We start from the raw sequence: 12,978 nt of genomic DNA, 5'->3' as shown, positions 1-12,978 counted from the left end.
CAGTAACATATTTAACCTTTTTTCATAAAATAATTATGAATTATGTTTTCATACGTGTGCAATTCTAAAAAAATGTATATAATTATAGATGGTAACTTATAAAGGAGTTGATATCTTGTCATTTAATTTTATAAAAGATAAAAATAAAAAAGTTCATTTTATAGGTATCGGTGGGATAAGTATGAGTGGTCTTGCCGCTATTCTATTAAGAGAAGGATATAAAGTATCAGGATCAGATGCTAAAAAATCCGAAATAACAAACAGGCTTAAAAATGAAGGTGCAGAAATTTACATAGGTCATAATAGTGATAATCTTAAAAATGTAGACTTGGTAGTATACACAGCTGCAATTCCTTCAGATAACCCAGAAATATTGGAGGCTAAAAGATTAAATATATCATTGATGGATAGAGCTGAGTTTCTAGGTAAGATAATGTTAGGTCATAAGTATGGTGTTGCTGTAGCTGGTACTCATGGTAAAACCACATGTACATCTATGATTTCTCATATAACATTAAAAGCAGATTTAGATCCGACTATATTGGTAGGTGGAGACTTAGATATCATAGATGGTAACTTTAAAATAGGAAATAGCGAATACTTCGTAACAGAAGCATGTGAATATAAGGAATCATTTTTAAAATTCTCACCTTTTGTTGGTATTATCTTAAACATTGACGCAGACCACCTTGATTACTATAGAGATATTGATCATATTCAAGAGACATTCCAAAAATTCGCCTCAATAATTCCTAATGATGGCTATCTAGTCGGTTATGCAGATGACGCTAGAGTAATGTCAGTAATCAACAATGCTAAATGTAATATTTTGAGTTATGGAATAAATAGCGGTGAAGTAACTGCTAAAAATATATCATTTGATGAAAATGGCTGTGCTACCTTTGACGTATTCAGAAATGCTTCTAGATTATTCTCTGTTACTTTAAATGTACCTGGAAAGCATAATATTTTAAATGCTCTTTGTTCAATATGCATTGGACTTATATTTGAATTACAGTCTAAGGATATAATAGGCGGGCTACATGACTTTAGAAACGCTCATAAGAGATTTGAACTTAAAGGAAAAAAATCAGGTGTTACAGTAATTGATGATTATGCTCATCACCCAGTAGAAATTAAGGCAACATTGAGCACAGCAAAGAATATACCTCACAAATCAGTTTGTTGTGTCTTCCAACCACATACTTATACAAGAACCAAGAGTTTATTCAACGAATTTACTGAAGCATTCAATGATGCAGATGAACTGGTACTTATGGATATCTATGCTGCCAGAGAAAAAAATACCGGTTTAGTAAGCTCTGATGAATTGGGAGATGCTATAAGATCTAAAGGAATATCCTGCGTGAATGTACACTCTCATGAAGAAGCCGTTAATTACGTTAAAAATAAAGTATCTAATGGAGATATCTTAATCACCGTTGGTGCAGGAGATGTTGTTAAGGTTGGAGAATTATTTTTAAACTCATAGACAATCTCATTTATAGTCAATATTTATAAATATAATAGATATATACTACTTCTATTATTTGAATTAAAATAATGTTTTCGATTGACCTACGAAGCTTCATTTTGATAAATCTCAATATGAAGTATTATATCTATAGATTTGTAGGATTCCACTATTAACCACTAATTTATACATGTTAAAAATTATAGGTTTGTGATTTTCTACCAAATATAAATTAGGTTTCAATACAGGAATCCTTTATAGAGTTCCTAACTCAACTATTAATTTATACATGCTAAAATTCATAAGTGCGTGATTTTCGAACAAGTATAAATTAAGTTTTGATATAGGAACTCTTTATTGATATACCATTTCATAATAAAATTTATATTTTCAAAATATACTCTCAGAACCTAGCAGAGTTTAAAAATAATTTTCATATTGAAATGGTACATGTTAAACTTTACAATAGTTTGCTTTAAGCCATATTAATCTTGCTTAAATATTCTAAAGGACAATTTCTAATATAACAGGCTTATTTACAAGTTCATGTTCTCCGTTAACTATCGATACAGGACTATTATCTATAATATTAATATAGACTCCATCACTTAAAGGCACTTCTATGTTACCTTTTTTCTTTTCCAAATTGAAAATACCCACGAGTCTTGAATTTTCATGCTCATAAGCTCCATATACAACACTATCTGCTAAGCAATCAAGTGTATAAAACCCTTCTGCTACTATTTGCCTTCTCTTTAACCCTGCTAACTTTTTCATTAGCTCGATATACTCATCATTTATATTATTCCACTGAATTTTATCTGTATCAAAGAGACTAGGACATTTATCATCTAGTGCTTCTTGACCTGCATAAATTAAAGTTGTTCCTTTTTGAAAGTAAAGAAAACCTGTCCAAATCTTTAATGTTTCTTCATCAGGTATTAATTTTTTTGCTCTAGGTTGATCATGATTTTCTAAAAATCTGAGTTTCACATAATTATCTGGATACATAGCCTCCTGCATTTTTACCTTACTTATATAATCTCTTAAGCTATTGTTTTTGTTAAAATAACCTGTATATTCTACATTCACATCATAATCATAAGTCATATCAAATGCTTGATAGATTTCACTATCAGAAAGTCCTACAAAGCCATTCTTTCTCATCTCAAGTAAAAAGTGAGGGTGTACAGTTTCAGAAAGCCATATATGATCTGGATTTACCTGTGCAACCGCTTGCCTAGCAGACAACCAAAAGTCTAATGGAACTAATGGAGCGACGTCACATCTAAATCCATCTACCCCTATTGATGCCCAATATCTTAAAGTTTCTATCTGATAACTCCATAAATCTTTATTGTTATAATCTAGATCTACTATATCAGTCCAATCTCCAACCTTGTTGCCCATCTTTCCATCCAGCTTTTTGTAGAAATACTCAGGATGATTGTCCACCAACCATGAATCAGGTGAAGTATGATTATAAACTACATCTATCATACACAACATATCTAACGAGTGGATTTTATCTATCAATCGTTTAAAATCTTCCAAAGTTCCATACTCTGAATTTACACCTCTATAATCCTTTATAGCATAAGGCGAACCTAAAGAACCTTTTCTATTTTTTTCTCCTATAGGGTGTATAGGCATGAACCAAACTATGTCTGTGCCCAATTCTTTTATCCTTTTAAGATCATCTTCTACATCTTTGAAAGTTCCACTTTTACCATGGTTTCTTACAAATACCGAATATATAATCTTATTTCTTAAATTCTTTTTTGTATCTTTAGCCATATTTACCTCCTCAAAAATATTAATTTAGTATAGTAAAATATCAAACTATATAACTACTTTACTTCACTTTCTATAATATATCAATATCGTTTACATTTATTTAATAACCAGTTACCTCCATCCCCTTACTATACATTAAAAAGTCGCTGAAGTAACCTTCTTCAGCGAGCTTTTCTAAAGTATCTGCCTTTCCAAATTCATATGAGGAACAATTGGCAGACTAATAAGTCTTATTTTTTACTGTATAGCCATAAAAAAATCAGGAACCATTAACTCCGTTCCTGATCTAAGTTCTAATATAATAGGTCTTAAAACTCTTCTTCTATGAATTTGTCTATTTCAATATCCAATTCAAGTAACTTATCTTGATCTTCTTCTATTTTATATTGAAGTCTACTTACACAACTGTCTACTTGTGAGCTGAGATTTTTAAGTTTATAATAGCTATCTTCAATTTTTGACTGTACTGCTATATCCGTAAATATATTGTCAAAGAATATATCAAAAGCTTTAGTAAAAGAAGAAAAAGTAATAGTTTGTGAGATTTCATTTGAAACTATAGATACATCAGACAACTCTTTTTTAAACTTATCTACAAGATATGGTATATTATTAAGCTTATCCTGAGCATCATCAATCTTTTTATGTTTTGCCATTGATATAACCATACTATCCATAAATATATCGGCTTTTCCCCAATTCATTGCACTAGATATACTTTCATTTGCACTATCAATGGCTCCAAGTAATCTTTCACCTGCAAAAATCGCTTCTTTTAATTCCTTTATATCCATAGAAATACTTAGCCTATCATTCTCCATATTATTCAGTCTTTCTTTTGTAGCCGTACTTCCAAACTTTTTTATATCTGATTCCTTTTCTTCAATTAATCTCTTATATTTAACATCTGCACCACTCACAATATTAAACTTTTTTCTTAGTAAATTCACATCATCAAGTGCTGCTTTCATTTTCTGTTCACATTGATCAAATTCTATCTTAGCCTCAATATATTCCTGTCGCTCTTTATCTAATTTTTCTTCTTTGTTATGAAACAGTAACGCTAAGAAATTTGATAGGGTTATACCTTCAAACTTTTTTATATCCATTTCTTCTTTATGAAGTCTTGCTTTAACATCTTTTAGTTCACTTTCATATTCCGCTAATAATTCTTCAGCTGACTTAAGCTTTCTCTTAATATATTCTTTTTCCTTAACTTCCTCTTTAGCGTTTCTTATTTTCTCATTTAATTCCCGATACATCCTTACCTCTCCAATACTCTTTATAATAAATTATCTTACTATTAGATCCTTAATTATACCTGGAATTTCTCTAATAGCACCATATATTTCATTGGCAACATATGCTTTAACAAACACTCCTTTATACGAAGCTGAAATTTTATTTCTCTTGCATAAAATCTGAGCTCTCCTAAGATGAAACTCATTAGATACTACCACTGCACTATTAAGATTTTTTGCTTTCATTACTTTAGATGTGAACTTTATATTTTCAGCCGTATTAGTTGATTTATCCTCCATGATTATTTTATCTTCATCTATTCCTTTACTTAATAAAATCCTTTTCATTCCTTCTGCCTCAGAAATACTTTCTCCCTGTCCCTTTCCCCCAGAAACTATTATATATTTACCATAACCATTTTTAAAAAGTTCTGCTGCTTCTTCTGTTCTTGCGGTTAAGAAAGCACTTGGTGTCTCACCTCTCAGTCTACACCCCAATACTACTATTGCATCACTCTTATCAGGACTTGTAAAAAGGGGAATCCAGAATATAAATATTTCTACTGCTATACACATTATAATAATTATAGAAAGAAACATCTTAATCCTCTTTTTCATTATTAATACTCCTCTCTTTATTAATAGTAATAATCTTTAATATTTGTGCATAGAATTAACTGCACCATTTATAATCAAGGAAGCCCTTGGCTAATTTACAATTTATAGCTATACCAATTCTAAATAAAGCTCCCGATAAACCTACAAATTTTTATTTGGATGAATTTCAATATGAACTAATTTATCTATATATTTACATACCTAAGATTATATACGAAATTAAAAGTATAATAGTTATTTTTAGGTTACGTATTTGAAAAAGTTTAAATTATGAACTTAAATTCCAAAACTTTAGTATGTAATTATAGAAACTTTTGGATATTCTTATAAATTTAAAAATATTGGAAAAAACCTTTGACACTTTCTGAGTAATCCGTATATAATGTTATTAAAGTAATTTCATTAAATAAATTTTAACGAAAAGGAGGTAGGACCATGTTAGTAGCAACATTTAATTTTATGAATGGCAAATTTAGAAAATCAAATAACTTAATAACTAATAACAATAGCCCTATCTCTGCGAGTTTTGTTGTCGAGTAATTATTGACAATTTTTAACTTTGTATGTATTTAGGTCATGGGCTATTGCTCATGACTTTTTATATTGTGTTTTTACGCAAAAAAGGTTGTGGGATATCCATGGCCTTTTTTTGCATAAATGGGCACCATGTACAAACAAAAAAGGGGGGAATAAATTTGAGAAGAATCTTAAATTATTTATTTAAACACAAAGCTATACTAATTATAGGTACTTTGGCCATGATTATAATTATAGCTGTAGACAACATTACACCTTATCTTCAAAAGATAATAGTTGATAAAGTAATTACAGATAAACAATATTCACTTTTATATCCAGCACTTGGAGGAATTCTAGCAATTACTCTATGTAAGGCTCTTCTGGGATATGTTAAAGAATTTCTCTTTGACTTTATTGCAGCAAAAGTGCACAGAGATATTAAAAATGAATTATTCGAGCATATTCAAACTATGGAGTTTAAATATTTCGATAACATGAACACCGGAGAACTGATGTCTAGAATCGGTGAGGATATAGAGAACATCTGGCAAACTATTGGGTTTGGTTTAAGACTTTTTGTAGAAAACATTATATATTTTATTATAGGTACTGTTATATTACTACTATTAAGCTGGAAGCTTGCTATTGCATGTATAGTGATAATGGTTCCTATAGGATATATGGCCATAAAATTAGAAAAAGAGTTTGGATCAGTATATAGTAACATAAGTGACCAAACAGCAGAAATTAATACAACAGCTCAAGAAAATATAGCTGGGGTACGACTAGTTAAAGCTTTTACAAGAGAAAAACATGAAATTCTTAAATTTTTAAAGATGAATAGAACTTATTATGATTTAAATATGAACCAAGCAAAGATTGTAGGGAAGTATTTTCCTCCTATGGAGTTCTTAACAAACATCTCATTAATAATAATGATTATTCTTGGTGGTGTCTTTGTTATAAAAGGTGAGATAACAATAGGAACTTTAGTAGCATTCAGTGGTTACTTAAATTCCCTTATCTGGCCTATGAGAAACCTTGGATGGTTAACTAATATGCTTGCTCAAAATCAAGCATCTGCAAAGAAAATTTTTGAGATACTAGATAGAAAACCTGATATTGCAAGTAAAGAAGCTGCGATATCACCTGAAGAAATAAAAGGAGCTATATCGTTTAATAATGTTAGCTTCAAATATAATGACGAGTTAGTTCTTAAAAATGTAAACTTAGACATCCCTGCTGGAAGTACCGTAGCGATAATGGGTACTACTGGTGCTGGTAAATCATCTATACTCCAATTAGTTGGTAGATATTATGATGTGGCCTCCGGTGAAGTTTTAGTTGATGGAATTAATGTAAAGGATATTGATTTAAAAAAACTTAGAAGTAATATGTCTGTAGTACCACAGGATACCTTCTTATTTTCTGATACTATCGAGAATAATGTGAAATTCGGGAATAAGAATGCTTCAATTGAAGAAGTTATAGAAATTTGTAAAACTGCTTGTTGCTATGATTTTATCTCATCCTTTGAAGAAGGCTTCGATACTGAAATAGGCGAAAGAGGTATTGGTCTTTCAGGTGGTCAAAAGCAAAGAATTTCAATTGCTAGAGCTCTTCTAAGAAAAGCTCCAATTCTTATTCTTGACGATTCTACATCTGCTTTAGACATGGAAACAGAATATGAACTTCTTAAAAATCTTAATGATAAAGAACAAAAAAGTACTACTTTTATAATCGCTCATAGAATATCTGCTGTCAAAAATGCTGATATAATACTATTTGTTGAAAATGGTGAGATTAAAGAAGTAGGAAATCACACTGACCTTCTTGCTAAGAAGGGTAAATACTATGATGTTTATTGTGAACAATTTAAAGATTTCGATTTAGTTGAAAGCGAGGTGGTATAATGGCTAAAAACACAGTAAGTCGTGATGAAGAAGGAATGCAAAGAAGTAAAACTGAACTTACTATAAGACTTTTAAAATATTTAAGTCCTTATAAACTTAAGGCAACAATAGTTATTATACTTCTATTATTTGTTATGATTTGTGGGATAATAAATCCTTATCTATTAAAGATAGCGATAGATAGTTATATTGGAGACAGTAATATAAAAGGTTTGATGTACATTGGTGCCCTCCTATTGACATTAAATATTTTATCTATGATCGCTTCTAAAATAAGAATTGTTATGATGTCCTCAATAACAAATAATATATTGGTAAATATACGACATGAGCTTTATACTCATATTCAAAAATTATCATTTTCATTTTTTGATAATAGACCAGTAGGAAAAATATTAGCTAGAGTTATGGGAGATGTAAATGCTCTTCAAAACCTATTTAACCAAAGTATACAAACTCTTATACCAGAACTTATGAGTTTAGTATGCGTTTCTATAATGATGCTTTTCCTAAACTTTAAGTTAGCATTAGCTGCTATTGCTATATTACCTTTTCTAGCAGTAGCCATGTTCTTCATAGAAATTCAATCCAGAAAAAGATGGGAAGTATATAGAAAGAAACGTTCAAATTTGAATGCATATAACCACGAAGATTTCTCTGGAATTAAAGTAGTTCAAGCTTTTGCAAAAGAGGGAGATACACTTTCTAAGTTTAAAGACTTAGTAAACGAACTAGTAAACTCTTTCGTTGCTGCTGTCAAATTTAATGACTTCTTTTGGCCATTAGTTGAACTTTCATGGGGTGTAGGTATTGTAATAGTATTCTATGTTGGATACTTATTGGTAAAATCTAATGATGTTACTATAGGTACTCTAGTAGCATTTTCAATGTATATAGGTATGTTTTGGAGACCTATCATGAACCTTTCAACTTTCTATAATACATTGATCACAAACTTCTCCGCAGCTGATAGAATATTTGATATCATGGAGATTGAACCAGACATTATAAGTGCTATAGACTCTATAAAGATACCTAAGATAAAAGGTTCAGTTGAATTTAAAGATGTAACATTTGCTTATGATGAAGGTTCAGTGGTTTTAAATAACGTGAATTTTAAAGTTACTCCTGGAGAAACAGTAGCATTAGTTGGTGCAACAGGTGCCGGAAAGACTACTATCGTATCTTTACTCAGCAGATTTTATGATCCTACTTCTGGTGAAGTACTAGTAGATGGAAAAAATATAAAGAATGTAGAATTAGAATCCTATAGAAGTCAGATGGGTATAATGCTTCAAGATACTTTCCTATTCTCTACTACTATTAAAGAGAATATAAGATATGGTAAACTTGATGCAACTGACGAGGAGGTAATTGCTGCTGCCAAGGCTGTAAATGCTCATGGCTTTATAATGAATATGGAAAAAGGTTATGATACAGAAGTCAATGAAAGAGGATCTAGACTTTCATTAGGACAAAGACAACTTATTTCCTTTGCAAGAGCACTACTGGCTAATCCAAGAATATTGATATTAGATGAAGCTACTTCAAATATAGATACTCATACTGAAAAATTAGTTCAAAAAGGTATAGAGAAGCTTTTATTTGGAAGAACTTCTTTCGTTATAGCTCATAGATTATCTACAATAAGAGATTGTGATAAGATTATGGTAGTTGGTGATGGGAATATAAAAGAATCTGGGACTCACGATGAACTTTTAGCTCTTAAAGGGATTTATTATAACCTTTATAATGCACAATATAAGTTCTTAAATGAAGGAGCATAAAAACTGATTTAGATTTATATTAAAAGTGGTGAGGATTTGTTATCCTCACCACTTTTACATTAAGCATGTATATGTATTTATTCCACTACTTTGATCTACTTCATTATATCCTCGCCTAGCAATGAAAAAGTCTTAAGCATCATATATACCTTTATATCCATTTTGTGATTAGCTTTAAGTATCTCTTTGGCTTCAAGCTGGCTAATCATATGAACTTCAATATCTTCATCTTCCTCCAAATAGTCACTACAAACTTCTCCTTCACAGTAACAGTAAACTAAAGCTATAGATTCATCCGTCATTCCTACAGAAACATACAAAGCTTTTATATCTTCTTTATTTACAATATCAATTAAATCAAGCCCAGTTTCTTCATGAAGCTCTCTTCTTACTGCATTATTTATTTCCTCTTCACCATCTATAAGACCAGCCGGAAGTTCATAAACATAATCATTAATAGGAACTCTAAACTGCCTTATAAGAACAAGTTTCTTGCTCTCTTTATGCATAGCTACTATTATTACAGCATCAACTTTTTCTTCCTTTTCTTTTTGTATTTGAAGTCTTAACGTTTCGAGATCTTTCCTAGATGCAATGGTCCAACTTCTAATATTTCCTTTTTTATTTGTATATTTAGCATCATATAAACTGAGATATTTAGTCTCAGCTAATATTTCTATATTATTAATCTTAGGTCTTAAATTTTTCATGTTATCACCTTCATTTAATAAATTTGGTCATTTATTCAAAGTTACATATGTATAATTCTATATGAAAAAATATTCTATTTCAATTAACTTATACGAATGTACCACTTCGTAATAAAATTTATATTTTAAAATTCTCTCACAAGAAGCTGTGAGAGCTTTAAAAATTGTTTTAGGATCTAACTGGTACATCTATAGTAATCAATATTATTCTTCACTAATTTATTTCTTCGATTTAGGTTTACTATGATAAAACTTAATTTAAAATTAATTTCTATAGTTATTTTAGAATTAATTTTATACATCTTATGTACTTTTACTACACATACATGAAAATTAAAGATATAATTAGAAAAAAACAGATTTAAAGAGATAGTATTATACAATACATTATAAACACTAAGAAATATTTAGTTGTTATCCTAAACGCTTTTTGCGTTATTAAATACCATGTAATATAATTACATCATGAGTTAAGTCTTTAAGAAAAGATAACTATTCATATATTATCTTAATGGATATACAAATTTTTAAATTACGGATACAAATTATACAATTCGAAAATCCTTATATCTCCATCTTTCAAATATACACATAATTTAGAAATTTTCTTTATAATACCTAAAACTAAAATCTAGATAATCTAAAATATCCTAAGTTAATGTTATTTTTATCTTATTATTAAAGTTTAACAATAATAAAATTATTAAGGGGAGAGGTTTGTATGAACCAAGAAACAATATTATTATTAATAAAGATAGGAATCGGAATCGTAGCTTTCTTTTTCTTAGTTTGGTTATCCGGTTTTAGGATTATTCCTAACTCCAAAGTAGCTATAATAGAAAAATGGTGGTCCTCAAAAGGTTCACTTAAAGAACAAATTATAGCATTAAACGGTGAAGCAGGATTCCAACCAGTTGTTTTAAGAGGTGGTATTCACTTTTTAAGTCCTTTAGTTTATAAAATCCATACTGTTCCACTAGTAACCATACCTCAAGGAAAGATAGCCTACGTATTTGCTAGGGATGGTAAACCACTAGAACCAACTCAAACTCTTGGAACAATAATCCATGAAGGCAATAACTTTCAAGATGTTAGAGGCTTTATAACAAATGGCGGACAAAAAGGTCCTCAAAGAGGTATAATTCGTGAAGGTACTTATGCCTTTAACTTAGCTCAATTTATAATAATAACGGAAACCAAGACTTATTACCTTCCAATGGGAAATGATACCGAACAAAAAACTATTATGGAGATGGCACAAAAAATTAGTGCAAGAAATGGTTTTGATCCTGTAGTTATTCAAGGTGAAAGTGACTTAGTCGGTATAGTTACTATACATGATGGTCCTTCTCTAGGAAAAGACAATATAATCTGTCCTACTGTTGGTGATGAACCTTCTGATCCAAATTATCATAATAACTTCCAAGATCCTGAAAAGTTCTTATCCGCTGGCGGTTACAGAGGTAGACAATATCAAGTCCTTGCAGATGGTACTTACTTAATAAACAGATTATTTGCCACAATAGAATATATACCTAAAACAGTTATCCCTGTGGGTTATGTAGGTGTAGTTGTTTCATATACTGGTATGAAAGGAACTGACTCATCTGGAGATGATTATAAACATGGCGAACTAGTACAAAAAGGCTTTAGAGGAGTTTGGAGTGAAGCTCTTATGCCTGGTAAATATGCTTTCAACACTTATGCAGGAAGTATCATAAAAGTTCCTACTACTAACGTAATCTTAAAATGGATAAGCAATCAAAATGGTAATCATCGATATGATGAAAATCTTAAAGAAGTTAGCTTAATTACAAAAGATGCTTTTGAACCATCATTACCTTTATCTGTAGTTTTCCATATAGATTATAAAAAGGCTCCTATGGTAATTCAAAGATTTGGAGATATAAAGATGCTTGTTGATCAAACACTTGATCCTATGGTATCAGCATATTTCAAAAACATAGGACAAACTAAGACATTAATTGAGTTAATACAACAAAGAAATGAAATACAGAATCAATCTTCCGTGGAAATGAAGACAAAATTCTCTCACTATAACTTAGAGCTAGAAGAGGTTCTTATAGGTACTCCTACAAGCTCAAAGAATGATACAAATATAGAGCAAATTTTAACTCAGCTTCGTTCAAGACAAATAGCTAAGGAACAACTTGAAACCTATTCAACTCAACAGGCAGCTGCTGAGAAAGAGAAGGAACTAAAAGAAGCTGAAGCAGTAGCTAAACAACAAACATCACTTACTGAATCAGATATCAACATCAAGATTCAAGAAAACCAAGGTAAAGCTGACCTTATGAAATCAAGACAAGATGCAGAAAAGATACAAAGACTTTCAGAAGCTGATGCCTACAAAGTTAAACAACAAGCTGAAGCTGAAGCTTATAGATTAAAGCAACAAGCTGAAGCAAATGCATATCAAGTTAAACAACAAGCTGATGCTGAAGCATTTAGACTTAGACAAACAGGTGATGCTGAAGCATTTAAAATCAAAACAGTTGGTCAAGCAGATGCTGATAGAGAGGCTAGAGTTGGTATATCTAAAGCTATAGCTGCAAAAGAACAAGTAAATGCTTTTGGTGGTGCTCAATACAAAGTAGTACAAGAAATAATGAATAACTTTGCTGACGCCATTAAAACATCTAAGATTGATATAGTACCAAAGACTCTTATAACCTCTGGATCAAATGAAGGGGAAAACGGTTTGCATAATGCATTTGAAAATTTAGTTATGCTATTATTAAGTGATAAGTTAACCTCTCAAGCTTCTAATGTTACTGAGTTATCCGAGGAAGCTGAAATCTTAAAAAAAGAAATACTAAATAATGTTTCTCCTTCTGATATAAAAAATAATAAATAACATTAAAATAGACAAACTGCTTTTAGCAGTTTGTCTACTTT

Annotated in this window: 8 protein-coding genes; 4 read left to right on the top strand and 4 right to left on the bottom strand. The window is 30.4% G+C overall.

All coding sequences use genetic code 11. The annotated features are described in order from the left end of the window. Positions 1 to 115 precede the first annotated feature (115 nt). Positions 116 to 1,492 (top strand): UDP-N-acetylmuramate--L-alanine ligase, encoded by a 1,377-nt coding sequence (gene murC, locus OCU55_RS14625; RefSeq protein WP_261853045.1) that lies wholly within the window; start codon positions 116 to 118, stop codon positions 1,490 to 1,492. 486 nt (positions 1,493 to 1,978) lie between these two features. Here the strand turns inward: murC and OCU55_RS14620 are convergent, their stop codons facing one another. The 3 genes from OCU55_RS14620 to OCU55_RS14610 form a co-directional block, all read right to left on the bottom strand. Then, positions 1,979 to 3,271 carry an alpha-amylase family glycosyl hydrolase gene (locus OCU55_RS14620; RefSeq protein ID WP_261853044.1) on the bottom strand — a complete coding sequence of 431 codons (1,293 nt, stop codon included), beginning with the start codon at positions 3,269 to 3,271 and terminating at the stop codon, positions 1,979 to 1,981. A gap of 308 nt (positions 3,272 to 3,579) precedes the next feature. Continuing rightward, the gene (locus OCU55_RS14615; RefSeq protein WP_261853043.1) at positions 3,580 to 4,533 is read right to left on the bottom strand and encodes a hypothetical protein; all 954 of its coding nucleotides are present in this window, start codon (positions 4,531 to 4,533) and stop codon (positions 3,580 to 3,582) included. A 30-nt stretch (positions 4,534 to 4,563) separates the two neighbouring features. Continuing rightward, on the bottom strand, positions 4,564 to 5,130 hold the full coding sequence (locus OCU55_RS14610) for a YdcF family protein (RefSeq protein ID WP_261853042.1): 567 nt from the start codon (positions 5,128 to 5,130) through the stop codon (positions 4,564 to 4,566). Positions 5,131 to 5,825: 695 nt separating this feature from the next. On the opposite strand from OCU55_RS14610, the gene OCU55_RS14605 reads away from it, so the two are divergent. After that, a complete protein-coding gene (locus OCU55_RS14605; RefSeq protein ID WP_261853041.1) occupies positions 5,826 to 7,562 on the top strand; it encodes an ABC transporter ATP-binding protein in 1,737 nt (578 codons plus the stop codon). Between the two features lie 35 nt (positions 7,563 to 7,597). Then, positions 7,598 to 9,349 (top strand): ABC transporter ATP-binding protein, encoded by a 1,752-nt coding sequence (locus tag OCU55_RS14600; RefSeq protein ID WP_486598819.1) that lies wholly within the window; start codon positions 7,598 to 7,600, stop codon positions 9,347 to 9,349. Positions 9,350 to 9,444: 95 nt separating this feature from the next. On the opposite strand, the gene OCU55_RS14595 is transcribed toward OCU55_RS14600, so the two are convergent. Next, positions 9,445 to 10,059 carry an NUDIX hydrolase gene (locus OCU55_RS14595; RefSeq protein ID WP_261853039.1) on the bottom strand — a complete coding sequence of 205 codons (615 nt, stop codon included), beginning with the start codon at positions 10,057 to 10,059 and terminating at the stop codon, positions 9,445 to 9,447. Between the two features lie 721 nt (positions 10,060 to 10,780). On the opposite strand from OCU55_RS14595, the gene OCU55_RS14590 reads away from it, so the two are divergent. Continuing rightward, positions 10,781 to 12,937, top strand: a complete 2,157-nt coding sequence (locus tag OCU55_RS14590; RefSeq protein ID WP_261853038.1) for an SPFH domain-containing protein — start codon at positions 10,781 to 10,783, stop codon at positions 12,935 to 12,937. Positions 12,938 to 12,978: the final 41 nt, after the last annotated feature.

The sequence above is a fragment of the Clostridium folliculivorans genome (assembly GCF_024341905.1).
Taxonomy (GTDB): domain Bacteria; phylum Bacillota; class Clostridia; order Clostridiales; family Clostridiaceae; genus Clostridium_AR; species Clostridium_AR folliculivorans.
Note: the sequence above shows the minus strand (reverse complement) of the source record. Positions and strands in the feature narration are given on the sequence as shown.

Bases quoted from the DNA above. Each gene is read 5' to 3' on its own strand.
- OCU55_RS14620 (WP_261853044.1), bottom strand. From the start codon at position 3,271: ATGGCTAAAGATACAAAAAAGAATTTAAGAAATAAGATTATATATTCG.
- OCU55_RS14615 (WP_261853043.1), bottom strand. From the start codon at position 4,533: ATGTATCGGGAATTAAATGAGAAAATAAGAAACGCTAAAGAGGAAGTT.
- OCU55_RS14610 (WP_261853042.1), bottom strand. From the start codon at position 5,130: ATGAAAAAGAGGATTAAGATGTTTCTTTCTATAATTATTATAATGTGT.
- OCU55_RS14600 (WP_486598819.1), top strand. From the start codon at position 7,598: ATGCAAAGAAGTAAAACTGAACTTACTATAAGACTTTTAAAATATTTA.
- OCU55_RS14595 (WP_261853039.1), bottom strand. From the start codon at position 10,059: ATGAAAAATTTAAGACCTAAGATTAATAATATAGAAATATTAGCTGAG.
- OCU55_RS14590 (WP_261853038.1), top strand. From the start codon at position 10,781: ATGAACCAAGAAACAATATTATTATTAATAAAGATAGGAATCGGAATC.